This window comes from Rothia endophytica, assembly GCF_039543885.1.
Lineage (GTDB): Bacteria > Actinomycetota > Actinomycetes > Actinomycetales > Micrococcaceae > Rothia > Rothia endophytica.
This window is the reverse complement of the sequence record NZ_BAABKP010000006.1, coordinates 73,283-97,976: the sequence shown is the minus strand read 5'-3', so window position 1 is coordinate 97,976 and position 24,694 is coordinate 73,283. Positions and strand designations below refer to the sequence as shown.

General features: G+C 54.6%; 22 protein-coding genes. 1 reads left to right on the top strand and 21 read right to left on the bottom strand.

The window, feature by feature from the left end; all coding sequences use genetic code 11:
- Window positions 1–24: 24 nt before the first annotated feature.
- From ABD982_RS10395 to dinB, 20 genes are all read right to left on the bottom strand, one after another.
- Entirely contained in the window at window positions 25–630 is a 606-nt protein-coding gene (locus ABD982_RS10395) for a DivIVA domain-containing protein (RefSeq protein WP_345447281.1), read from the bottom strand.
- Between the two features lie 323 nt (window positions 631–953).
- Window positions 954–1,253 carry a YggT family protein gene (locus ABD982_RS10390; RefSeq protein WP_345447278.1) on the bottom strand — a complete coding sequence of 100 codons (300 nt, stop codon included), beginning with the start codon at window positions 1,251–1,253 and terminating at the stop codon, window positions 954–956.
- 15 nt (window positions 1,254–1,268) lie between these two features.
- On the bottom strand, window positions 1,269–1,961 hold the full coding sequence (locus ABD982_RS10385) for a cell division protein SepF (RefSeq protein WP_345447275.1): 693 nt from the start codon (window positions 1,959–1,961) through the stop codon (window positions 1,269–1,271).
- A gap of 137 nt (window positions 1,962–2,098) precedes the next feature.
- The gene (locus tag ABD982_RS10380) at window positions 2,099–2,908 is read right to left on the bottom strand and encodes a YggS family pyridoxal phosphate-dependent enzyme (protein ID WP_345447272.1); all 810 of its coding nucleotides are present in this window, start codon (window positions 2,906–2,908) and stop codon (window positions 2,099–2,101) included.
- Between the two features lie 12 nt (window positions 2,909–2,920).
- Complete coding sequence (locus ABD982_RS10375; protein WP_345447269.1) at window positions 2,921–3,721, bottom strand: purine nucleoside phosphorylase YfiH/LACC1 family protein; 801 nt, start codon at window positions 3,719–3,721, stop codon at window positions 2,921–2,923.
- Window positions 3,722–3,834: 113 nt separating this feature from the next.
- Complete coding sequence (gene ftsZ, locus ABD982_RS10370) at window positions 3,835–5,037, bottom strand: cell division protein FtsZ (protein WP_251379790.1); 1,203 nt, start codon at window positions 5,035–5,037, stop codon at window positions 3,835–3,837.
- A 191-nt stretch (window positions 5,038–5,228) separates the two neighbouring features.
- Window positions 5,229–6,182 (bottom strand): cell division protein FtsQ/DivIB, encoded by a 954-nt coding sequence (locus ABD982_RS10365; RefSeq protein WP_345447265.1) that lies wholly within the window; start codon window positions 6,180–6,182, stop codon window positions 5,229–5,231.
- The gene (gene murC, locus ABD982_RS10360) at window positions 6,179–7,672 is read right to left on the bottom strand and encodes a UDP-N-acetylmuramate--L-alanine ligase (RefSeq protein WP_345447262.1); all 1,494 of its coding nucleotides are present in this window, start codon (window positions 7,670–7,672) and stop codon (window positions 6,179–6,181) included. Before murC ends, ABD982_RS10365 begins: the two co-directional genes overlap by 4 nt.
- A complete protein-coding gene (gene murG / locus ABD982_RS10355) occupies window positions 7,672–8,766 on the bottom strand; it encodes an undecaprenyldiphospho-muramoylpentapeptide beta-N-acetylglucosaminyltransferase (protein ID WP_345447259.1) in 1,095 nt (364 codons plus the stop codon). Before murG ends, murC begins: the two co-directional genes overlap by 1 nt.
- A 62-nt stretch (window positions 8,767–8,828) precedes the next feature.
- Window positions 8,829–10,655 carry an FtsW/RodA/SpoVE family cell cycle protein gene (locus ABD982_RS10350; protein ID WP_345447256.1) on the bottom strand — a complete coding sequence of 609 codons (1,827 nt, stop codon included), beginning with the start codon at window positions 10,653–10,655 and terminating at the stop codon, window positions 8,829–8,831.
- Window positions 10,656–10,751: 96 nt separating this feature from the next.
- Window positions 10,752–12,287 (bottom strand): UDP-N-acetylmuramoyl-L-alanine--D-glutamate ligase, encoded by a 1,536-nt coding sequence (murD, locus tag ABD982_RS10345; RefSeq protein WP_345447253.1) that lies wholly within the window; start codon window positions 12,285–12,287, stop codon window positions 10,752–10,754.
- Window positions 12,287–13,405, bottom strand: coding sequence for a phospho-N-acetylmuramoyl-pentapeptide-transferase (mraY, locus tag ABD982_RS10340; protein WP_345447251.1), 1,119 nt, complete (start codon window positions 13,403–13,405; stop codon window positions 12,287–12,289). Before mraY ends, murD begins: the two co-directional genes overlap by 1 nt.
- Before the next feature lie 21 nt (window positions 13,406–13,426).
- A complete protein-coding gene (locus ABD982_RS10335) occupies window positions 13,427–15,016 on the bottom strand; it encodes a UDP-N-acetylmuramoyl-tripeptide--D-alanyl-D-alanine ligase (protein ID WP_345447249.1) in 1,590 nt (529 codons plus the stop codon).
- Between the two features lie 16 nt (window positions 15,017–15,032).
- Complete coding sequence (locus tag ABD982_RS10330) at window positions 15,033–16,718, bottom strand: Mur ligase family protein (RefSeq protein ID WP_345447248.1); 1,686 nt, start codon at window positions 16,716–16,718, stop codon at window positions 15,033–15,035.
- A gap of 75 nt (window positions 16,719–16,793) precedes the next feature.
- Window positions 16,794–18,644: a peptidoglycan D,D-transpeptidase FtsI family protein gene (locus ABD982_RS10325; protein WP_251379781.1), complete on the bottom strand. Its 1,851-nt coding sequence runs from the start codon at window positions 18,642–18,644 to the stop codon at window positions 16,794–16,796.
- Window positions 18,645–18,730: 86 nt separating this feature from the next.
- Window positions 18,731–19,411, bottom strand: a complete 681-nt coding sequence (ftsL, locus tag ABD982_RS10320; RefSeq protein WP_345447247.1) for a cell division protein FtsL — start codon at window positions 19,409–19,411, stop codon at window positions 18,731–18,733.
- Window positions 19,408–20,403 (bottom strand): 16S rRNA (cytosine(1402)-N(4))-methyltransferase RsmH, encoded by a 996-nt coding sequence (rsmH, locus tag ABD982_RS10315; RefSeq protein WP_345447245.1) that lies wholly within the window; start codon window positions 20,401–20,403, stop codon window positions 19,408–19,410. The genes ftsL and rsmH overlap by 4 nt, the downstream gene beginning before the upstream one ends.
- A 41-nt stretch (window positions 20,404–20,444) precedes the next feature.
- Complete coding sequence (gene mraZ, locus ABD982_RS10310) at window positions 20,445–20,879, bottom strand: division/cell wall cluster transcriptional repressor MraZ (protein WP_345447299.1); 435 nt, start codon at window positions 20,877–20,879, stop codon at window positions 20,445–20,447.
- A 250-nt stretch (window positions 20,880–21,129) separates the two neighbouring features.
- Window positions 21,130–21,525 (bottom strand): DUF3040 domain-containing protein, encoded by a 396-nt coding sequence (locus ABD982_RS10305; RefSeq protein ID WP_345447242.1) that lies wholly within the window; start codon window positions 21,523–21,525, stop codon window positions 21,130–21,132.
- A gap of 147 nt (window positions 21,526–21,672) precedes the next feature.
- Entirely contained in the window at window positions 21,673–22,926 is a 1,254-nt protein-coding gene (gene dinB / locus ABD982_RS10300; protein ID WP_345447239.1) for a DNA polymerase IV, read from the bottom strand.
- Between the two features lie 170 nt (window positions 22,927–23,096).
- Between dinB and ABD982_RS10295 the strand changes: the two genes are divergently transcribed.
- Window positions 23,097–24,209 carry a polyprenyl synthetase family protein gene (locus tag ABD982_RS10295; RefSeq protein ID WP_345447237.1) on the top strand — a complete coding sequence of 371 codons (1,113 nt, stop codon included), beginning with the start codon at window positions 23,097–23,099 and terminating at the stop codon, window positions 24,207–24,209.
- A gap of 58 nt (window positions 24,210–24,267) precedes the next feature.
- On the opposite strand, the gene ABD982_RS10290 is transcribed toward ABD982_RS10295, so the two are convergent.
- Window positions 24,268–24,609 (bottom strand): Rv2175c family DNA-binding protein, encoded by a 342-nt coding sequence (locus tag ABD982_RS10290; RefSeq protein ID WP_345447296.1) that lies wholly within the window; start codon window positions 24,607–24,609, stop codon window positions 24,268–24,270.
- Between the last annotated feature and the right edge of the window lie 85 nt (window positions 24,610–24,694).

Below are 24,694 nucleotides of genomic sequence, written 5' to 3'. Positions count from 1 at the left end.
ACTGACTCTTGAGCCGGGAAAGCCTTATTGCTCTTGGTCTGATTCCAAATCCAGAGCCTGCTGGTCTGTTAGAGGAGAAGGAGTATCCAGGGGTTCAAGGTGAGGGCTCTGTTCCAAAGCCGACAGCTGGTCAGCAATATAGGTGCGCAGTGAAGAACGGTAGTTGCTCTCAAAGCTACGCAGCTGATCTACAGACTGCTCAAGTTCAACCCTAGCCTGCTCGAGCTCGCCCAGAACCTGGTCTGACTCATCGCGAGCGGTAGATACCAAGATGGTAGCCTCTTCGCGGCCCTCTACAATAAGGCGTTCGCGCTCTCGCTTACCTTCGATGACATAATCATCGTGAACCTTCTGAGCCAGGGCTAAAAGACCAGCAGCGTCGGAAGAAGTAGCGTGCGATACCCCTGTCTCGGGAGCAGTTTCAGGAACATCACTTGATGCAGGAGCTGTGGAGGCTGGAGATTCTACTTCTTCAAGCTGATCCTTAAGGCTACTATTTTCAGCGTTCAAACGGCGTAACTCGATTACAATTTCATCGAGAAAATCGTCAACCTCTTCGGGGTTGTATCCCTCTTTAAACTTGGTTGGCTGAAACCTTTTGTTGATAACTTCCTCAGGCGTAAGTGCCACGGTAGTTCACCTCTAATTCTATGTTTTCGCACTTCTCATTCATCTCACCACCAAACTATTGGTAGGTGAACTTCATCGAATTCTCAAATTTTTATAAATTTTTGAACCATGAATATTGATGAAAGTGAAGCTAGCTCTACTTGGTACGAGTCAGTAAAGCCGGTAGTTCCCCTTACTACAACAATAAACTACATGCTGTGTGGAACGGTTGCAAGAATAGAGACTGGCACCCCCCATGAGCTAATCATCACGCTTAGATCCTTGACTTTGAAAGTAATCTCGTGTTCTTATCACCTTTCAAAAGGGCAGAAAAGCGCTGTGCCTTATGAGGTACGAACAGTCAAGGACATAAGTACGGTTTGCAGAATAAACAGACCGATAAGCAAAATCATAAAACCTAAGTCAAGTGATACACCACCCAAACGAAGTGGCTTGATATAGCGCCTCGCAAGGTTCATAGGAGGGTCCGTCACACCGTAGACAAAGGACACAAGAATCAGCATAACCCCTTGAGGGCGCCAGTATCTTGCAAACATCTGAATCCAGTCAAGCACTAAGCGTGCCATAAATACCACAATCAGCAAATAAACTGCGATTGTTAGAAAAGCAAAAATATAACCCACGAAAAACTACTTCAATTAAACCTGATTGAAGAGGTTGCTGTCATCACTGTCCAAAGCAACCGGAATCTCAGTACCTTCGGCACCCAGGACCTCTAGGTTCGCCGGAGTCAGCAAGAAGACCTTATCGGTAACCCTCTCAATTGAACCGTGCAAGGCGAAAGCCAAGCCAGCTGAAAAATCAACCAGACGCTTAGCGTCGGTATCTCCCATATCGGTCACATTCATAATGACAGGAATGTTCTCGCGGAAGGATTCACCGATGATTTTGGCATCGTTGTAAGAACGAGGGTGGATGGTGGTGATACGGCGCAATTCTTCGTCGCTTTCGTTGGGGGTATAACGGTTGGCAGGTCGCTCGACAGGAGCAGAATGAGCAGAGGACTGGTCTTGGCCGCGGTAGTTATCCGCGGAGAGTGAGGACGCGGCAGAGCTTTGGAACGGCGCATGCAGGTCATCTGACTCTGAGGGCCTCCCCGATCGAGAGTTACCGAGGGTTCCCAGCAAAACATCGCGGTCATCTGTCACCGAGGTTTCTGCCTGGGGCTCCTCGTAGACAACCTCGTCGTCGAAGGGCTGGTAGGTATCATCTGCTTCGAATACGGTCTCTTCATAGACAGGTTCTAACCTTCTAGAAGCCTGTTGAGACCGTTCGGTCTCATTCTCTGCTAGCCCTAGGTAAGCCATTGCCTGATGCAAGGTACGAGCCATATTTATCTCCTTCAACAGGCAACCACCACTGGGTAGTTACACCGTTACCTCTTCAATCCTTAGGTTTTCACGCTATCAAAACGCACCCCCATTTCAGGGGAGGCCAGCAGTTTAAGTTTACCGGGTTAGCCCTCACTTCACAGCATTGGTCTTTTCCCCATGATGTGAGAACCTACTCTCACATTGGTGGACCCCCACCGAATAGCTGCCTCAAGGTCGCTACTCATGCCCGCTGAAATAGTTCTTGCCTCGGGGAAATCGCCCCATAGCTTTTCAGCGGTTTTATACAAACGCTCAAAAGCTACATCTGCGCTCTGATCCAGTGGCGGTACCGCCATCACTCCGCCTAAGACGAGTCCGGGTAAACGAGAGATCTGATGGGCCAGTTCCAGGGTATCTTCTGGAGATGCTCCACCTCTGGCGCCCAAAGAGGCTTGGCCCGCAGTCGAGGGAGCCTGGGGGTTCAGACCCACCTGGATAAGACACTTTAGCCCACCGTTTGCCAGGGAGGCAGGTGCCGGTCCTTCCCCTGCCTCATATCGCTTGAGCTGGTTAAGGTAAGCCTTGGACAAGGACTCCGCTAACGATAGGCGATCAACCGACTGAACCTCATGCGCATATTTGACAACAGACTTGGCTTTATTGGTTTGCAGTTGTCCGATAAAAGACCAGCGCAGGGGGTCATCGGAATGAGCGTGCAGTGATAGCTGGGTAGCCTTACCGCCGGCCTCCTGGTCACGGTTCTCTCCTACCGACCGTACACCCATGTCATAAAGGGCAGCTACATCCTCCGCTGGAAAAAATTTAGTGACCACCGTAAGTTCTGGCAGCGCAGAAGTTCGAGCACGCACCGCGCTCAAATCCTGGGAGGCTACAGCAATTTGTGCCTGCACCTCCTGAAGATGATGTGATAACTCCTTGGCACGTGCCTCTGAATACATCAACATGATGACCCCGATCTATCCTTTCTCAACCCATACAAGTCCAGCTATTCTGCCTGCTTCCCTGCCGTGTGCTACGGCTCGGTGGGAAAACAGTTGCTCTGTTTCAAGCGTACAAGCGCTGAACTCATCTGACACTTCAGTGACAGCAGGCAGTTTCTGCAGGACGGCGTGGGCACCCGCAGGGAGGTCAAGAGCCGGTGTTCCCCAACTGGTGGTAGAAGCAACCTCCGGTAGCAAGCGGCTTGATTCTCGGTGCATATCGGCGGGCACTTCATAACAGCGTCCGCAGATTGAAGGGCCAATCCACACTCGAATATTCTCTGCACTCCGCGCAAGGAGCTCCTGAACGGTGGCTTCAATCACGCCATCTAGTAATCCCCGACGCCCCGCGTGCGCTACCCCCAGAATCGGTGAGCCGGTTACCCGATGCTCCCCTACAAAAACCAGAGGGATACAGTCTGCCACCATAACGGACAGCGCACGGGAGTCACACGAGACAGCGGCATCGGCCACCGGCGCAGCGGACCTCAGCTGACGGGCTGCATCTTCACCCCCGGTTCTGGTGTGTCGCTCTGCTACCACCTGATCAGCGTCGCACACCACCGTTCCATGAACCTGCTCTAGATAGATAAAGCCAACGGCAGTGCTGGACCCCAGCAAAGCATCTTCAAGATCCGCTCTGTGTTCTACTGCCTCAGCGGGGCTATCGCCCACGTGGAGGCCTAGATTACCGGCCGCGCGGGAGGTAAATCCCAGGTGGACTGTACTGCCATCAGCTGTGCTAACGGCGTGGCGGGAGTACAAAACATCGTGCATTGACTTGCTTTCTGAGACCAAGGGTATGTGCTAAAAACTCTACCGTGCAAAAGTGGGGGTGAAGGCACATCTTGCCTTCACCCCCACCGCATCAAATTGTGATGGTCGATGCCCTACTTCAGGAAGTCGGGAACATCCAGAGTGTCGCGTCGGTTAGCGGGCGTCTCTTCAACAACGGGGGGCAAATCAACGTCAAAGCCAGCGTTGGTGGGAACATCATTGTTGTTTGATTCCCAGGTGTTAGCAGCCGGGGCGCTGAAACCGCGTGAAGCTGAAGAGGGAGCGGATGCGCCTCCGAAGCTCTGCTGAGTGCGTGCTGCCTGGTTGGCTGCTGCGTTAGTGTTATTGGAGTTAGTTTCGGGGTTAACCGAATCAAAACCAGCGGCAATCACGGTAACGCGTGCTTCATCGCCCAGGGCATCGTCGATGACGGCGCCAAAGATGATGTTGGCGTCGGGGTGGGCAACTTCCTGAACCAGGCGTGCTGCCTCGTTGATTTCGAAGAGACCCAGGTCTGAACCACCCTGGATGGACAGCAGAACGCCGTGAGCGCCGTCGATGGATGCCTCGAGCAGAGGGGATGCAATCGCCAGTTCGGCTGCCTTAACGGCACGGTCTTCACCGGAAGCTGAGCCAATGCCCATGAGAGCTGAACCAGCACCTTGCATGACGGACTTGACGTCTGCAAAGTCAAGGTTAATCAGCCCGGGGGTGGTGATGAGGTCGGTGATGCCCTGAACGCCCGAGAGAAGAACCTGGTCAGCTGACTTGAAGGCGTCGAGCATGGAAACGTTGCGATCCGAGATGGAGAGCAGACGGTCGTTGGGGATGACGATGAGGGTATCAACTTCATCGCGTAGAGCAGCGATACCGGTCTCTGCCTGGTTTGAACGACGGCGGCCTTCAAAGGTGAAGGGGCGGGTCACAACACCAATGGTCAGTGCGCCCAGTGAACGGGCAATGCGGGCGACGACGGGTGCGCCACCGGTACCGGTGCCACCACCTTCACCAGCGGTTACAAATACCATATCGGCGCCCTTAAGCACCTCTTCAATTTCCTGCTCGTGGTCTTCAGCGGCCTGTCGTCCAACATCGGGGTTAGCACCAGCACCAAGGCCGCGGGTCAGTTCACGGCCCACGTCAAGCTTTACATCCGCATCTGACATAAGCAGTGCCTGAGCATCAGTGTTGATAGCGATGAACTCAACACCGCGCAGACCGACCTCAATCATACGGTTAACGGCGTTTACGCCACCGCCACCGATACCGACTACTTTGATAACTGCCAGGTAGTTCTGGGGAGCTGATGTATCCATGGATTCCCTACTGTTTTTACTCTAAGACACAAATCTAAACCTTTACTTTAAAGGTTAGATTGGAACATTTTATTTACTCAATCAATGAAAGATTATCAACTTCATAGGCAGGTTGTCGCCTCAGTGTCGGCCCAAGCATTACTTTTTCAGAAAATACGAAGATTGAAATCTAATCTAAGCTTTAGGTTTAACTATTTGACGGTGGGAACAAGCGGGCTTGAAACGTCATAGACGGTCACGGCGCCCTCAGCGCCCACCGATTCCATCAGGGTCATCAAAACCTTAGCCTTAAGTTCACTTTCATCGGGTGCCCCCCAAATAACTTGGGTGCCATCAGCCATCTGCAAATTGATGGTTGACGTTGAATCAGCAGTCGCTTCAGAAACCTGAGACAAAATAGACGTTGGTAAAGCTGCCAGAACCCCCGTTACTGTTGCAAATTCCGGCGTACCCAGGATGTCCGTTCCTCCATCAACTAGAGGAACCCCAGCGCTCTCTAAGGTTTCGGTAGTTTGCAGCTGATTACCTTCGTCATCAACGAGCACATAAGCATCATCACTTTTGACCACGGCAACCGGTACGCGCTCATGAAGCTTGACGACCAGCTCGTGAGGTGGTCTCGCTTCAAGGCTGACACCGCGGAGCACCTCCTGGTTGCCCACTAAATCAGCGACTTGATCTTCAGTAACTCTGGTCAACGGTACGCCCTCTAGGGGCACCAGCTGATCCTTAACATAGGAGGAGTCAAGCAAGGACGCCCCCTGCACCGTGATGGTGCGAGTAGCGAGGAGGGGGGAGAAAAAAACCACGCCTACGAACAGGGCAGCTACAGCTATCACCGTTGCAAGTCCGTAGACCCAACCTTTCCATCGGCGAATAGTGCGAGAGGTTTTTGCCGGTTGAGGTTGGCTTTGCTGATCGGTAAGTTGGCTCTCTTTATCAGCATCTTCCAGGTGGACCTGTTCGGCGTAATCACGCCTCCACTGCGCAAACCGGCTATTGGTGGAGATATCAACGAGATTGTCTGTCTCACTGTTCAGCTGCTCAACCTTTGAAGAGTTGAGACGGACCCATGGCGTCCGCTGGCGTCCACTTTTCTTTGAGTCGGTGTGCTGATCCGGTGAGCTTTTTTTTGGGTGGCTCACTGGGCTACAGAACTTTCCCGTGCACGCAGTTGGTTGACTAGCTCTTGGCCGTAGGCGGTAATATCACCGGCGCCAACCGTCATTATGATGTCACCGGGTAGAGCCGCAGCAACCATTGACCGGACAGCCTCGTGGGCATCTGGTGCATAGTGCACCTCTGAGTACCCGGAATCTGTAATGAGGTGGCTGGTGACGCCCTCTATGGGTTGCTCACGAGCTGGATATATATCTAGCACATAGGACCGGTCTGCCTGTGAAAGAGAGCGGGCAAACTCAGTTGAAAACTCTTTGGTACGGGAGAATAGGTGGGGCTGGAACAGCACGTAAAGGTTGTGCCCGGCTGCAACGGTCCTGCCCGTCTCCAGAGCACGCTGAACTTCAGTGGGATGGTGGGCATAATCATCAAAGACCTTCACACCGGCTGCTTCCCCGCGCAAAGTAAACCGGCGGTCAGTTCCGGTAAAGGTGCCGAGCGCTTGAACCGCATCCGAAGGCGAGGCTCCCGCAATGAGTGCACAGATAAATCCTGCGGTAGCGTTGAGCTGGTTGTGGACGCCCGGAACCGGCAGAGTGAGGGTGATATGCCCGGTGAAATTCTGCTGCCCCACAGTGAAGTCCCAGACCAGATTTGATGAGCATTCAGTACCGTGTGAGGTGATTCCAGTGAGCTGTACCTGGGCCTCGGAGGCTTCGCCGTAGGTGACGACGTCTACTCCTGCTGAGCGTGCACGCTGTGCTAACTGGGAGGCACCGGCGTCATCGGCGCAGGTGACAAGTACACCACCCGGTGCCATTGAGCCAATGAACCGGTTGAAGGCTTCTGTTACCCGTTCGGCGGTACCGTAGAAATCCAGGTGGTCGGGTTCAGCGTTAGTAACCACCGCAATTTCTGGGCGGTAACGCACGAAGGAGCCGTCAGACTCATCTGCCTCAGCCACAAACCAACTCTCCGGCCCTGCAGCCCCTAGGTGGGCGTTGCTACCGAAGCCAGCGATAGTTGAGCCAACCGCAAATGAGGGTGAAAGCTCAAGACTTGACATCATCACCGAAATCATAGAACTGGTGGTGGTTTTACCGTGGGTGCCAGCAACAGCGATGACCTTTGAGTCCCGCATCGTAGCCGCAAGCGCCTCTGACCGGTGGAGCACCAGCAGACCGGAAGCGCGCGCGGCAGCTAGCTCTGGGTTATCTTCACGAATAGCAGTAGAGATGACGACCGTCTGAGCACCGGTAATGTTCTGGGCTGCCTGCGGGGTGTAAATGGTGGCGCCTAGCTGCCTCAGGGATTCAAGGGCTGCTCCGTCTACCCTATCTGAACCGCTGACCGTCATGCCCGCCTGCAGCATCAGCCGGGCAACAGCACTCATGCCGGCACCACCGATGCCGATGAAGTGAACGTGTCCCAGCTGTTCCATCACAGGACGCTCGGGGAAGGGAGGGGTCAGCGGAGCGGGAAGGTCAATAGAAAGATTGATGAGTGAGCCATTCATTAGTGAGCTACCTCCAGTATTTTACGGGCCATCACAGCAGCAGCATCACGAATACCGTGCTGGTACGAGGTGCTAGCCATGTCTTTAAGTTTCTTGTGGTCGGTGAGCAAAGCCGGTACATGCTGGCGGAACCAGTCTACGGTGAAGTCAGCGTCGGCAACGAGCAGCCCTCCCCCGGCATCGACCAGGCTCTTAGCGTTCAACGCCTGCTCTCCGTTGCCGATGGGTAGGGGCACAAAGATAGCAGGAACGCCCACAGCAGCTACTTCGCTGACGGTGGCAGCTCCTGAGCGCACAATCAACAGATCAGCAGCGGCATAGACATCTTCCATGGAAGTAATGAATTCAACCTGATGGTAGGCAGGCGCTTCACGAATCTCACCCTGCGAGGTGCGCAGTGCTTTATCTCGGCCCGTGATGTGGAGAACCTGAAAGCCCCACCCGGCGATATCATCGACGATCTCTTCAATGGTTTTATTAAGGCTGAGCGCGCCGAGCGAACCACCGGTCACTACCAGGGTTGGCAGGTGAGGGTCTAACCCCAGCCGCTCGCGAGCCGCAGTTGCTTCGGTGACTCGATCTAGCTCTGCAATGTTCTGGCGCATTGGCATACCCACCAGCTGAGCGTTCTTAATGGGGGTATCAGGAAAGGCAGTGGCTACTACAGCAGCTTTTTTGGCACCAACCTTATTAGCCAAACCCGGCTTAGCGTTGGCTTCGTGGATCACCACCGGTAGGCCAAGCTTGTGTGCAGCCAAGTACATAGGGGTGCATACGTAACCGCCGACTCCAACCACAACGGATGCTGAATTGTCGGTCAGTATCGTCTCCGCCGCATGCAGTGATTGCTTAAACTTGAGGGGAAATTTGAGCGCATCCAAGGTTGGACGTCGTGGAAAGGGAACCTTGGGGATGAAGCTTATCTCAAAGCCAGCAGCAGGGACCATGGTTGCTTCCATGCTTCCTTCGGTACCTACTGTCATGATGCTGACGCTGGGTTCTTGGTCCTTGAGCGCACGTGCTATAGCAAGCATCGGGTTAATGTGCCCGGCGGTTCCGCCCCCTGCAAGCACTACGGTTGGTGCCTTGGTCATTCATTCGCTCCCTGAAAAAGGTTGTTTACGCCTTACAGTTTACGCATTCAGCGCCCGGCGCACTATTCGCGGGGTGTCTTACCGCCCGATAGACCGCCCTCAGAATCCCTTGCTGGAACCTCACGAGCTTTTTTGATAGTACGCAAGCCAGCAGGAATTTTGGGTTCTGATTCTCGCTGCGCCTTAGGCGGGTTAGGCGCTGAGGGGGTTACATTCGAGACCCGAGTGTTCTGCTCCCCTTCACTACCCTGCTTAGCGTGCTGGATGCGAGCAGAGGGGTGGGCTGGTGCAGTACCGGCTGGCCGTGGAGCGCGTGAGTTTTTCATGCTTTCGGGTAGTAGACGTTCATCAGAGCGGTGCGCAGTCTTCGGTGACAGGCGTGCACCGGCGTCGGCTGAACCGCCGTGTTGCTGACGCGAGTTGACCTGCCGAGACTGGTGCTCATTTGCCCCAGATGGCGTAGTACTACCGGCGAGGGCTGAGGCGAACCTATCAAGGTTGAACCGCTGTATGAACTTTTCAAGAGTCCAACCCGAGTTGGAGGGGTCAGCTGAGATTTTCTCCTGTTCAGCTGCCACTAACCGCCCAAGTTTTACCCGGCGAGCGGCGTCCTTTTGCACGGAGCTTCCGTTACCAACTCTAGACTCTTCCCCCATGATGGGTTGAAGCGGGGTTTGGCGCGCGAAAGCAATCAAAATACCCGCACCTATCAAGGAGGAGATTAGTGAAGACCCACCATAGGAAACGAAGGGAAGTGGTACACCGATCACCGGCATCATCCCGACGACCATAGCGATGTTCATCATGGCCTGCCCTACCAGCCAGGTTATTAGCCCAATGGTGGCAAAGCGAATGAACAGGTCTGAGGATCGAAGAATAATGCGCATGGCACAGTAGATCAGCGCTCCGTAGAGCACCAGAACCGACAGACTGCCCAGCAGCCCTAGCTCTTCACCAATGACGGCGAAAATGTAGTCATTATGAGCTTCGGGCAGGTAGTTGTATTTCTGACGTGACTGCCCCAGCCCGACTCCCCAGAAGCCACCGGTGGCTAAAGCCGCTAAACCAGAATTCGCCTGGTCACAGGATGCCTCCACACACTCTCTCCAGAAAGCGAAGGTATTGAGAATTCGTTCGATACGGTTAGGGCTTATCACTACCAGAGCCAAAGCTGCGAACCCTAGAATGCTGAAGGCCGATACGACCGTAATACGCGAAGGTTTAGCCGCCAATAGCATGGTGGAAAAGAACAGACCGTAAATCAGCGCTGTCCCCAAATCATGGCCTGCCAGAATCAGACCCCCGATAGTAATGAGCCCTAAGGCGGCAGGGAAGAGCGCCTTAAAGATGGTTTGAGCAGGGCGCCCTCGGTCAATCTGTCCCTGCCGTGAAAAGACCAGCGCCAGCCATAGGATCATCACCGGCTTGGCAATTTCTGAAGGCTGAATTCTAATACCCCCCAGGGAAATCCAGTTCTTATTACCACCGACCTCGACGCCCACGAAGATAACCGCCAGCAGCAGCACAGCGCATGCCCCGAGGGCTAAGTTCAGCGTCAAACGGTTACGGTAAAGACGCACGGGAATGAAGTAGCCTATCACCACCATAACCAGCAGACCCAGCACGGCGTAGAAGCCCTGAGAACGCGCCTGAGCGTAGGGCTGCAGACCTGCTGAAATCTGCTCCACGCTCGATGCCGAGAGCACCATGATGATGCCGAATGCGGTGAGCACTACCACCGTTCCGATAAGGACCAGAGGCACATCGCTCAGAACCATTGAGCTCAGGCGCAGCTGAACTTGCTCCCACTGCTCTTTGAGCCAGTGGGCTGTGCGGCGTACCCGCCCACCGTTCGATGGTCCCGGCGTAGGTGTAGCAGTGGGGCTCACGGTGTCATCACTTCTTTCAGGAAGAGGCTCTCTGGTTGCGGTCTTAAAATGCAGGGGGCGGGCCTCAAGGTGTGAAGCCCTCCCCGTGAGCACAAGCTATGAGTTGATCTGATTGACCAGGTCTGTCACTGCATCGATGAAAGCGTTACCGCGATCAGCGTAGGATGCAAACTGATCCATAGAAGCCGCGGCAGGAGCCATCAGCACGGTATCATTCTGTTCAGAAATCTCGTGGGCTTTGGCGACCGCCAACTGCATGACGGCTGCACCGTCTGTCTGGTTGGATAGCAGGACACTCTGCGTCATGTTGTGGACGGGCACCTCGGGTGCGTGGCGGTCCAGTGCGGACTGCAGGGCATCGGTATCGGTGCCTATCATCACTACCGCTTTGAGGCGGTCCTTATGGTTTTGAACTAGCTCATCGTAGGTCACGCCTTTTGATAGGCCTCCGGCAACCCAGATGACCGGGCTAAAGGACGACAGTGAGGCGTTGGCAGCGTGGGGGTTGGTCGCTTTGGAGTCATTGACCCACAGCACCCCGTGAGTGTTAGCAACCAGCTGAATGCGGTGAGCTCCGGGCTCATAGTTTTGCAGGCCGGCTTTTACCTGTTCAGGGCTGATGCCGGCGGCTCGAGTGAGCGCGGCAGCAGCCAGAGCATTCTCAACGGTGTGCTTGGTGGGTAGCTGACCGGTATCAGAAACAGCTGCGATTTCAAGGGCCTGATGGCGGCGGTCATCCAAAAAAGCCCGGTCGACCAGCAGGCGATCAACCACACCGAACATTGATAACGCGGGGGTGTCGGCCCAAAAACCGATAGCTCGGCAGCCCTCAACCACATCAGCTTCTTCAACCATGCGCACGATTTCGTCCTGGTTGGCGTTGAAGATGCAGGCAACCTGTGTGTTCTCGTACACGCGGGCTTTGTCGGCCAGGTAGTTTGCGTAGCCCTCGTGCCAGTCCACATGATCCTCAGCTACATTCAGCACCACCGAGGCAAGGGGTGAGAGAGAGTAGGTCCAGTGCAGCTGAAAGCTGGAGAGTTCAACGGCAAAGAAGTCATATTCCACCGGGTCACGGAGGGCATCAAGAATGGGAGTGCCTACATTACCCACGGCGATGGCCTTGTGGCCAGCGGTCTGGAGGATGGATTCAGTCATCCCCACGGTGGTGGTTTTGCCATTGGTTCCGGTGATGCAGAGCCACTGGGCAGTCTTGCGTCCTTCGCGTTCGCGTACGCGCCAGGCCAGCTCAACGTCGCCCCAAATTTGAATCTTTTGGTCCCGGGCGTCGGCCAGGATGCCCAGCGCCGGTGGTAGGCCTGGGGAGGTCACCACTAGCTCGGCGGGCTGACCTTCAACCAGAGGCAGAGAGTCCATGGAACCTGCACCCAGCAGGGTCTTTGCTGCACCCACAATGCTCAAGGTGGTGGCTTTGGTCTGGTTGGCTTCGGTGTCGTTACCATCCACCACCACAACGCGAGCGCCCAGTTCGATGAGGGTATCAGCAGCAGCGAAACCTGATACGCCTAGACCAGCTACAACGACGCGTAGCCCGGCCCAGTCTGAATCCCAGCTGGTCAACTGCTCAAGGCGGTCATAGGCATAGACCGGGTTTTCGTTATTAGCCTTCATTAGAAGGAGCCTCCATTACTCATGAGCCAGTCACCGTAGAAGATGCCCAGGGATACGGCAACAAAAAGACCGGCAAGAATCCAGAAGCGAACGACCACGTTAACTTCTGCCCAGCCCTTTAGTTCGAAGTGGTGTTGCAGGGGCGCCATGCGGAAGATTCGCTTGCCGCCGCTTATTTTGAAGTAGCCAACCTGCAGGATGACCGAGATAGCGATGATGACGAAAAGCCCTGCGATAATGGGCAGAAGCAGTTGGGTGCGGGTGATGATGGCAAAAGCAGCTAGGGCGCCGCCGAGGCCCAGCGAACCGGTGTCCCCCATGAAGATGGTTGCCGGTGAGGTGTTCCACCAGAGGAAGCCGATGAGAGCACCGATGAGGGATGCCGCTAGCATGGCCATCTGTCCGGAGGCAGGAACCTCGTAGCAGACGGTGTCCATGGGGGTAGGGGTGCAGAGGTGCTGCTGTTGCCACATAGAGATCAGCAGGTAGCCGCTAAAGACCAGAATTGCAGCTCCCGTAGCCAAGCCGTCGAGGCCGTCAGTGAGGTTTACAGCGTTGGTGGTTGCGGTGGCAATGAGGTTAGCCCAAATAATGAAGAGAAGCAGTAGAACAATGGGGCCGGCAAAACTTAGATCTAACCAGGAGATATCCCTGGTGAATGAAATTTTGCTGGAGGCAGGAGCCCAGCCGCGGTCGTCCTTGAAGAAGAGAGCGCCGGCCGCGAAGAGGGTGCCGATCAGCCCCTGTAAGAGAATCTTGCCCTTGGGGGTCAGACCTTCGCTCTGCTTCTTCCAGATTTTCTTAAAATCATCGATGAAGCCAACACCGGCCATGCCCAGCATGAGGAACATGGCGAGCAAAACTGAAGCGGACGCTGCCCAGGAAGTACCAAAAATCGCTGCTGATAACCAGAGGGAAAAGAAGAAACCTAGCACCGTTGCCAGCATCATCATGACACCGCCCATGGTGGGGGTGCCTCGCTTGGTCTGATGGGAGGTAGGGCCATCTTCGCGGATGAACTGGCCAAACTGCTGTTTCACCAGCCATTTGGTGTAAATCGGTGTTCCGACGATCGAGATGATCAAGCCGAAAGCTGCAGCCAACAGAATGGAAATCATACGGAGTCTGTTTCTTCCCGGTTATGAGTGTGTAGAAGTTGAAGGTGATGAGTCAGTTTCTTCACCATTGAATGAGTCTAGCGTGCCCACAAAGTCACCTGCGCTCAACCAAGATGCGGCGGTTGTCTCATCGGTGAGGGTTAGGTCGCCTTCGAAGTCAGCGACACGCTGGCCCAGCGCCCCTAAGCCAGCACCGTTTGATGACTTGAAGAGGACGATATCCCCAGGCTGAACCTCACCGTGAAGCAGTGAGAAAGCCTCTTCGGGGGTAGCTACCCAGGTTGCCTCATTACCCCATGAACCTTCAAGGTGAGCCGTGTTGTAGATGGGTTTAGCAACATCACCTACAGCGATAAGCTTTGAAATATTCATACGAACCGCGAGCTGACCAATACGATCATGCTCAAAGAGGGAACGCTCCCCCAGCTCTAGCATGGCACCCAAAACAGCCCAGGTGCGGTTGGTCGAGGGCAGTCGCCCTAGTTGGGCTAGAGTTTGCAGAGCAGCGGTCATGGACTCCGGGTTTGCGTTATAGGCATCGTTGATGATGGTAACGCCGTCTGAACGGTCAGTACGCTGCATGCGCCATTTGGAGGTAGCTTGCGCACTGTTCATTGCCTTAGCAATCTCCTCGGGTAAAACGCCGCAGTTATAGGCCACGGTTGCTGCAGCAAGGAGGTTGTAGACATGGTGCTCACCGATCAGCTTTGACTGAATCTCGGCACGTTCACCGTAGGGAAAGACTAGGGTAAAGAGCGGGCAGCCGGCATCATCGGTAGTGAGATTTTCAGCCACAATGCGTTTTTCTTCGACACCCGGGTTGACGCTGGTAGTCACCTCGGCTTCCTGCCCCTCTACACCGAAGTAGGTCACGGGTACGGACGCGCGGTTAATCATGCGGCGCACGCGGTAGTCGTCGATATTAAGTCCTAGGCCAGAAAGGACACCTTCTGCCATTTCGCCCTTAGTTGCTTCGATATTATCGACGCCGCCAAACTCCCCAGCGTGGGCTGTGCCCACTTTAAGCACTACGCCGTAGTCAGGTTGGATCATATCGGTGAGGTATTTGATGTTCCCCACATGATCGGCACCCATCTCGATGACTAGGTAACGGGTATCTTCCTCAGCCCTGAAGACGGTTAGGGGCACGCCCACTTCTCCGTTGAAGGACCCCACGGGAGCGACGGTCTTACCTTTGGCGCCAAAAATGCTGGCTAGTAGATCTTTGGTTGTGGTTTTACCTGCTGAACCGGTAATACCCACCACGGTGATTTCTCCGCGAGCGCGCAGCCGCTTCACGATGTAAGCAGCGAGGCGTCCCATGGCTAAGACTACGTCGTCTACTAAGACCGAGGGGTAAAGCTCCCCGCTGTCAGCGGTCACTTCACGTTCAACTAAAGCCAGCGTAGCTCCAGCGGTGAAAGCTTGTTGCAGGTAATGGTGCCCGTCGGTTACTTCACCGGGCTTGGCCAAGAAGAGAGTCTTGGCGCTCGCCTCTCGCGAGTCGGTCGTGGCCGAGGTGCAGGTAATGGTGTCCGCAGCTACAGTAGCAGCACCGAGTAGGGTACCTGCAACTGCCTCAGAAATCTCTTGGGCTGAAAGTTCAATCATAGGTTTACCTTTAGCTTTACTTTCGCTCGGTTGAGTAGGCTTCAAGCACGACAAAACCGGCTTCTTCTAGTGCTTTTGCAGTCTCAACCCTGTCATCAAGTTCAATATCAGTGCCTGCTACATCCTGGGCCACTTCGTGCCCTCGCCCTGCAATCAGAATGGAATCGGCAGGGCCTGCCAGGTTGATCGCTTCGGCAATTGCATGAGAGCGAGGCTCAAGGTTAAGAACCTGGCGAGCCCTGGCCCCGCCTTCAACTGCTGCTAGGGCGCCAGCCACTATAGCTTCGCGGATGGGGGCTGCCGCCTCACCGTGTGGGTCATCATCGGTAACCACCACAATATCTGCGTAGCTGGCTGCAATCTCACCCATGATGGGGCGCTTGGTCTGATCCCTTTCACCGGTGGCTCCAAAGACGATAATAATTTTGCCTTCAGAGCTAGCAGGTTCAATGGCCTCCAAAGCCCGCTTGAGAGCGTCGGGATTATGGGCGAAATCGACCAGAGCAGTGGGCGCCGTGGAAATTAGCTGCATGCGACCGGGGACTACGGGAGTGACTGTTGCTGGGTCAGCCAAAACTTTTTTGATGAGTTCGCGCTCTGCACCATCACTGGCACTCTCATAAACCATGACTGCTGCCAGGGCAGCGTTGGAGACGTTGAAGTCAGCTGGTAGCTGGGTTGATGTGGTCAGCATAGTGCCATCACCGCGCTGCACCGTGAAGGTATGCCCGATACCATGCCGGGCGACGTCCACCAGTGCCCAGTCCCCTGCCCCGCAATGAGCAGGCAGAGCAGTCAGACCGGCTCCGTGAGCTGTTGTCAGGCGGACAACATTTTCTGCCCCCATCGCATCAGCGGCACCCCGCGCCATTTTTTCGCCCCATTCATCGTCAACGGTAATGACGGCGCGGCGGGAGCGCTGAGGAGTGAAGAGCTCTGCCTTAGACTCAAAGTAGCTCTGCATGGTTCCGTGCTGATCAAGGTGATCCTGCGTCAAATTGGTAAAACCTGAAATGTCATAGCGGATCCCATCAACCCTGCGGTAATCCAGCGCATGCGAGGAAACCTCCATCGCGGCTGCGGTGATGTTTTGCTCACGCATGAGTGCAATCAGGGAGTGGACGTGGGGCGATTCGGGGGTGGTGAGTTTTGAGGGAATAGCTTGCCCACCGGCGAGAATCTCGATGGTACCGATCAGACCGGTCGTGTGGTCCAGCGCCTTCATGATGGAATTAATCATGTAGGTGGAGGTTGTTTTACCGTTGGTGCCTGTCATGGCAAAGAGCCGGGGCGCGCTACCGTCATCAGGCTGAGAATTATAGATGCACGCTGACAGAGGCCCCACTGCCCGGCGCAGGTCTTCACAGATGATAATGCCGAAGTCATCGGGTATATCAGTGCTGGCTTGCGCGATTTCTAGCCCTTCAGCATCCGTCAGCAGCGCCGAGGCGCCCAGCTTCAGGGCAGCTTCAACAAAGGAAGCTCCGTGTGCTTTCGCCCCACCCAGTGCAACGTAGAGATCGCCCTCTTGAACTTCTCGGGAGTCCATAGTGAGGCCGGTTATGACGCGAGTGCCTTGTAGTTCGCGGGCGGTGAGATCTTGCTCTGCCAACCACTGCACCACCTGTGCAGGGGTGCAACCAGCGACCTGCGCAGGGCGCAGGGTTTGAGCATTACCTACGAGGTTCTTCTTCTCGGTCATTGGTTCACCCTCCGTTAGCAGTAAGAGCGGAAGTGCCCGCCTGGCGTTCAAAACTGTTCTTCAACACGGTCTACTTTAGCCGGTTTCATCGTGACCCTCAGCAAACTTGGGAGTTTCAGTAGGTTCACTGGTCGATCGAGGCACCTTATAGGTATGCAACACTTTCTCCATGATTTGGGAGAACTGTGCCGTTGTGCCGGCAAGACCAACTGCAGAAGCCGTAGTTTTAGGTCGATGCATGGTAACAGACACCAAGAAGCGAGGGTTTTCGGTGGGGGCAACACCAACAAAGGATGTGGTCCACCCGTCATAGACTGCAGAGCCTTCCCCTACGTTTTCAGCGGTACCGGTCTTACCTGCCACCCTGTAGCCTTCAACCTGGGCTGCTTCAGCACCGCCCTGATAGACCACAGCTTCCATGACCTGTAGGGTCTTGCGCGCCGTCTCTTCACTAATTACCCGCTGCCCTTCAGCTACAGGAAGCACTTCTTCGGTGCCGTCGGTATCAATGATGGCATCAATAATTCGGGGCTTAAGTTTGATGCCTTTGTTAGCGACCGTCTGGAAAATGAGGGAGGTTTGAAGCGCACTTTGTGCCAAGCCCTGACCAAAGAGAACCGTGTACTGCTGGCGGATATCCCATTCTCGCCAGTCAGCAACGAGCCCCTGCGACTCACCGGTTAGTTCAACGCCGGTGTACTCACCCATACCAAATTTTTTGAGCCAATTATATCGCTGCTCGCGGCTGAGTTCGCTACCCATCATGACTGTTCCGGTATTCATCGAGTTAGCGATGATACCTGCAACGGTGCGCTTCTGGGCGGGGTGGGTAAAGGCGTCAGTGATGGTCTGCCCTTCGATTTCTAGCTGAGCTGGCACGTCATAAACCGTTTCAGGCTCAGCTAGCCCCTCTTCGAAGACCGCGGCGGTGGTCAGAATTTTCTCAGTGGAACCGGGTTCAAAGACCTGGCTCAGAGCGCGGGAATTCATATCAGCCAACTCAAAACGCTCGGCACCTGGGTCCATGGTTGAGGAATCTGCTAGAGCCAGCAAGGAGCCATCGCGCACGTCCATGACGATAGCTGTTCCCCACTCAGCCTTCAGCTCTTTGGCACGCGCTTTGACAACCTGCTGGGCAAAATACTGAATGTCCTGATTAATCGTCAGTCGAACGTTCTTGCCGTCTACCGCTGGGGTCATCTGCTCATCACCGATAGGGATGCGAACACCGTCGGCTGAAATCTCATAGATACGCTTACCATCGCTACCCGCCAGGTGCTCGTGCATGGTGCGTTCGATACCCACCGAGTTGTTACGGGTGCGGGTTTCGGTGCTATCGGGGGCAACCGGCTCTTCAATGATGCTGAATCGGCCAACGACCGACCCCGCGACCTCACCATTGGGGTACTTACGGTCAGAGAGAATCTCACCGTAGATAAAGGGCGCGCCCAGAGCCTGGACCTTGTTGTAGACAGCCGGAGTTACGTTTTGCTTGATAATCCGGTACTTAAGATCACCATCGAGAGCGTTCTTAACGTCGGTATCACTCATTTGAAGGATGTCGGCAAGCTCGTACACTAGCTCGGTGGGGCTCATCTCCACTGCTTCGTCGCTACCCTCTTGGTAGCGACGAAAAGGGCCGACGGCACTTTGGTCAACCGTGATGTTATAGCGCTGTACGCTGCGGGCCATAACATGCCCGTTGATATCAAGAATCTCACCGCGTAGAGCGGGGACCGTGAGCTCACGCATGCGCTTCTCGCGAGCCTCATCAGCCAAGCCATTCGGATCAAGCCCTTGCAGATAAGCCAACCTCACTCCTAAAAGAGCAAGACCTCCGGTTGCCACAGTCCCGGTGAGAAACCCACGTCTACCCACGGTACGCTTGATAGACCCGATGGGGTCTTGGCTGTTTTTACCGCTCATAGGTTCCCCTTCATGCTCGTGCGGTGGTTGAAGCGCTGGAACGGAACGCTCCAAGCAGACTTAAGGCAAAAAAGTGCCTTACCTTCTTAGCGGTCGGCGGGTGCCTGTGTTGGCTGAGCCGATGATGTAGGAGCTGCAGAGGCGCTAGCCGTGGCACTCGCTGAAGCCTTAGCTTCAGCCTCCTTAGCTTCTGCTTCCTTAGCTTCTGCTTCCTTAGCTTCTGCTTCCTTCTTTTTACGCTCTTCCTCAGCACGAATACTGGCTTCTTCGTAAGCCTGCGTGTCAGCAAGTGCCGGAGGTGCAATAAGGTTATCGGTTGCCTCTGAAGGCTCCTGTGCAGCCATAGGAACACCGGAAATCTCACCGGTTGAAAGGTTAATAGTTGCTCTGCTAGGTGAAGTAACCATGCCCAGCTGACTTGCGCGAATGGCCAGGTCCTGGGGTGCCTGATGAAACTCAATTTCTTGAGCTAAGGCTTCATTCTGCTGTGAAAGAGCCTGCTCGGTAGCACGCAATTCAACGAGGTCATACTGGCGAGAGGCCATGGTGATGCTCAACCCCAATACAATCAGCAAAGCTAAGAGCATAGCTCCCAAGCCCAGAAAAACCCTCCATCGGTTGGACTGGCTACGGGTAGCCAGGGCACGCGAAAGCGGCCTGCGCTGTTCTTTGCCTGGCTCAGGTCGCTGATCAGGGACGACGGACAGGTGTGGTCTGCTAGCCCTAGCATCGTCTGCTGTGGTGGGGAATCTGGGTTCGGCGCTCATCGGGGTGCCTTTGTCACTTTAATTTTCTCAACTGCACGTAGCTTGGCAGAAGCTGCACGCGAGTTCTCTTCAATTTCGCTCTCTGTAGGTGGTTCAGCACCGCGAGTAATAATTTTGAGCTCCGGCTTATGCTCTTCAAGTTCTACCGGGAAACCCTTAGGAGCACTTGAGGTGGCTCTTGCGGTAAAGGCTCTCTTAACGATTTTATCTTCGAGGCTGTGGTAGCTCATAGCCACACACCGCCCGCCCAGGTTGAGGGCCAAAATAGCTTCGGGAATAGCCCGTTCGAGGGCATCCAGCTCATGGTTTACCTCGATACGCAGAGCCTGAAAGGTGCGTTTAGCCGGGTGCCCACCCTTACGCTGGGCAGCCACAGGAACAGCCTGCTGTATCACTTTGACCAGTTCACCGGTCGTCTCAAAGGGCTTAGTTACTCGCGCGGCCACAATTTTCTGCGCAATGCGAGAAGCGAATTTTTCTTCACCCCACTGGCGAATGATGCGGCGAAGCTCAAATTCTTCGTACTCGTTAACTACAGCAGCCGCAGTGAGTTCTTCTGTGCTGTCCATACGCATATCAAGGGGGGCATCGTAAGAGTAGGCGAAGCCTCTTTCACGCTCGTCCAATTGCATGGAGGACACCCCTAGGTCAAACAAAACGCCGTCTACCTCGGTCACACCGGCTTCTGCCATCGCCCGAGGGATCTCATCATAGACAGCGTGGACCGGGATAAAACGGTCACCAAAACGCTGGAGGCGCTCGCCTGCCAGCTGATGTGCCATCAAATCACGGTCAATACCGATGAGGGTCAGGTCGGGGAAGCGATCTAACATAGCTTCAGAGTGGCCCCCCATACCCAGGGTTCCATCAATCACCACAGCCTGAGGGCGAGAAATAGCCGGCGCCAACAAATCAAGGCATCGGTCCAGCATGACCGGTACGTGCCTGTCCTTGGCGTCTTTGCCAGTCTGAGGGTAATGCGCCTCGGTCACTGTCTCACTCCTTAGCTGTTTCTAGGTTCATAGTTTTTTTGCTACAGCAAAATGCCAGGTAGCAGGTCATCATCTGTTTCCGAGAAGGACTGTTCCTGTGCTTCTAGGTATGCTGCCCAGGCAGCTGAATCCCAAATTTCAGCTCGCGATCCTGCGCCGATAACGGTCAGCTCGCGATTCAAACCCGCGTACTCTCTAAGATTCTGAGGGATTGTAACGCGGCCTTGCTTGTCCAGCGCTTCATCAGAAGCGCCGGAAAGAAAGACACGAATATAATCCCTGGCCTGCTTAGAGGACAGCGGTGCGCTGCGTAATTGCTCATGAATACGCTCAAATTCAGCAACGGTAAAAACATAGATGCAACGTTCTTGCCCACGAGTCAAAATGACACCCGGCTCAAGCTGTTCACGGAATTTCGCCGGCAAAATGACCCTGCCCTTAACGTCCAAGCGCGGCGTGTGCGTCCCAAGAAACACATACACCACCACCTTTACTTGCCGAGTTCAGTTACTACAGCCCACACGAAACTACACTCATGTTGTTCTATTCCCTCCACTTTACTCCACTCCACTCCACACATATGCCTAAAAGGGCAATTTCGTGAGCATTTTGAGAGTTTTCACAAGGAAGACGTAAAAGAGCGGTGGCGATCTAACCTAAGTTAGATCGCCACCGCTGAGAAAAATTGCTCACGAACAGGCGTCAGCTGCTATTTCCCGCCCCTTTTTAGATACGGGGCCCTTCCTGGCGTTCATCCCATTTATTTTCAAGGTTTTGCATAAAACCGCTCTTAGGAGATTTCTGTGACGAAGGGCTTTTCTGTCCAGCGGCAGCAGGTGTCTTTGGTTTGAGCGTTGCGAAATAAACCCCACCAGCGGCCATCAGAAAACCTAGTACCCCAACAATAATGAGTTTGGTCGCCACACCTGCAATGATGACCCCTAGCCCGATTACCGCAATGAGAGCACCCAAGGCTAGGTTCCGAGGCGAGGAAACCTGCGAACCAGCCCTAAAGACCTGCGGCTCAGATTCAACAGGAATTGATGAGGTGAAAGCGGGGTCATCGCTGAGTTGCTTCTCAAGCTGAGAAAGCAGTTCCTGTTCACGTTCTGAAAGCGCCATGAGGGTCTCCTTGTTTGCGGGCAACTAGCCGTTAAACCAAGTATGCAAGAAGCATAAGGTCAATACCGGATTTGCTGAGTGTGACTTTATTTTAGCGGGTGAGCCTGAGTAGACACTAGGAAACAGGCTAAGTTACGTAACCGACGGTCATTGCTCTGGGGGTGGGTGCAACAAGCGGGCAGGCAATAGCCCCCTAGAGCCAAACTTAGCATGAATCCGATCCATAGTTTCTTCAGCTTCAAGCCAGTGTGCACTTGCTTCAGGCACCGACTGCGTGAGGCTTGTTTCAAGGAGCGCAAGTTGCACTCCCGCACCGCTATCTTCTAATTTCTCGGCACGGACTCCTAAGAGCCTAAATGCCCTGGGTGCGTCACCTGCTGGATCAAGGAAATCTAGTTGGTGAAGCTGCTTCATCACCGCCTCGTACATCGCTTTGCCGGAAGACGTTGGGGCGTCGAGCGGGCAGGCTCGTGCCAGGGTTTCAAAATCAGAGAACCTGATTTTCAAACTGAGGGTGCGGGTTTGCCGGTGAGCCGTTCGCAGTCTGCGAGCCACTTTAAGGCATAGGTGATAGACCGCTTGAGAGATATGTTCAGACTCGGTGACATCGACGGAGAAGGTGTGCTCAGCGCCCATGGATTTTTCTTCCCGGTGTGTCACCACCGGGCGGGGGTCCACGCCACGTGCCATGGCGTGCAGATGTGCCCCTGCCGATTGGCCAAATTTTAACTGCAACCAGGGAAGTTCGTATTCCCTGAGTTGCTGTACGGTGTGAATGCCAAGACTCTCCAGTGCCGCTTCACTTTTCTTGCCCACGCCCCATAGATTGCCCACGGGGAGGGGATCTAAGAACTCTTGCACCCTGGACGGTGGAACCACCCAGAGACCGTTAGGCTTGCTACCGGTTGACGCCATCTTGGCAATAAATTTACTGGAAGAAATACCCACTGAGCTGGGTAAGTTAAGTTCCCCAGCTATTCGATCCCTGGCTTTTTGCGCAATGAAGGCAGGGCTCCCCTGCGTGCGGACGGCGCCGGTCAAATCAACAAAGGCTTCATCAACACTCACCTGCTCCACACGGTCTGTGATGTCCCGCAGAATATCCATGACCCTGGCTGAGTAGTCCCTGTAGTGGGCTGACGGCTCAACAATGGTGGCGCCGGGGCACATCTGTTTAGCTCGCGCCAGAGGCATGGCTGAGCCTACCCCGTAGCGTCTTGCCTCATAGGAAGCCGAAAGCACGACCGACCGCGGGGAATCGTGAGCCACAATGATTTTCTGTCCCCGCAATTCCGGTCTACTCAGAAGCTCGACGTTGACGAAAAAGGCATCCATATCAAGATGCATGATGATGGGGTGAGGGGGGCGTGCGGTGGTATCGCCACGATGGTGTACTGCCACTAACTCCCCTCACTTCATTCGAATATATATTCTATTCAATCACATCTCCTTCACCCCTGTAAACCTCTTACATTTCTTCTCACTGGCGCCCTTCCGCTATGCGGTAGGAGGTTGGTGCGCTATCTAATAAACTGGGTGTCAAACCCCGTATTCCAAAGCAAGGGATTGTAATGACCACCCACACCTCCCTATCCACCATTGAGCAAGAACAGCGCGCCTATCTTGAGGCTCTTGAAGCCGAAATGCAATTGTTCTTTGACGAACAGGGTGAGCTAATGGCTGAGGTTTCGGCAGAGACTCTGCCCATTCTTGACGCCATTAAGAAGCTATCGACCGGCGGCAAAAGACTGCGAGCGCTCCTCGCTTACTGGGGCTTCCGAGGTGCCGGCGGGCAAGCTGATGACCCCATCATTATCAAGGCGGGTCTGGCCATTGAGCTCTTCCAGTCAGCTGCCCTTATTCACGATGACATCATTGATGCTTCCGATACGCGCCGCGGTGCTCCCAGTGTCCACCGGCAATTTGAGTCTATGCACCGGCAACAGGGCTTTAAAACATCACCTGAAGCTTACGGCGTCTCAAGCGCTATCCTAACCGGGGATATGTGTCTTTCTTGGTCTGAGATGGCCTTCTCATCTATCCCCCAGGCCGGCGCTCATTCTGAGGCTCGCCATATTTTTAACCTGATGCGCACTGAAGTTATGGCAGGGCAGTACCTGGATATTGTGAGTGAAGTGGTTCATGTTGAGAGCCCGCAGGTGGCGCTGGAGCGCGCTCTCAATGTCATCCGCTATAAGGCTGCTAAGTACACCTGTGAGCAGCCCCTGGCCTTAGGCGGCGCCCTTGGTTTAGGTACCGCCCACGGAGAGCCCTCCCCCCTGATTGACCATTACCGAACCTTCGCCTTGCCACTGGGTGAAGGATTCCAGATGCGTGATGATGAGTTGGGAGTGTTCGGGGAACCTGAAGTGACGGGTAAGCCCGCTGGCGATGATCTTCGAGAGGGTAAGCGCACGGTTCTCACCGCTTACACAGCCATGCTAGCCAACAGTGCTGACCACGATTTTTTAGAATCCTCTTTGGGCAATCAGCAGCTGACGCTCACAGATATAGCCCGGCTACAGGAGCTTATCCGAGTTTCTGGCGCTCTGGACGCCGTGGAACAACTGATTGAAGAAAAAAGCCAACAGGCGTTGGGGGCACTGGCGACCTTGCAGGTCAGTGAGCATGTGCGAACAGCCCTGGAGGCCATCGCTGCTAAAGCGCTGAAGCGCTCAGCCTAAGGTAGCCCAGCCATTAAGAATCCCGCTTGCACGTTCGTGCAAGCGGGATGTGATCTATTTACCAGGCGAGGGCTGATGCGCGGCGTCTAATTTCGGTTTTGCGTCCATTAATCAGAGCGTCGATGGGGCGACCGGGCAACGAATCGTCCTCGGTGTAAAGCCAGACGATGGCTTCTTCATCGGTGAAGCCAGAATCATCAAGGACAGTCAGGGTGCCCTTGAGGGACTCAAGCACGCTGTTCTCTCGCATGAACAGGGCAGGAACCTTACGTACGCTGGTTTCCGGGTCGCGCACAGCGAGGAGGCTGCGCTCAGAAATCAGGGTGTGCACTCGGGTCACTTTAAGATCGAGCATCTCGGCGATATCGGGGATGGTTAGCCAGTCCCCCACGAGAGCCATTACTTCAGGTGTTGTCTTTTCTTCACTCACCCCTCCATTTTGCACCAAAGCTGCGCACAAAGCGAGACAGCTCTGATCCAGATTC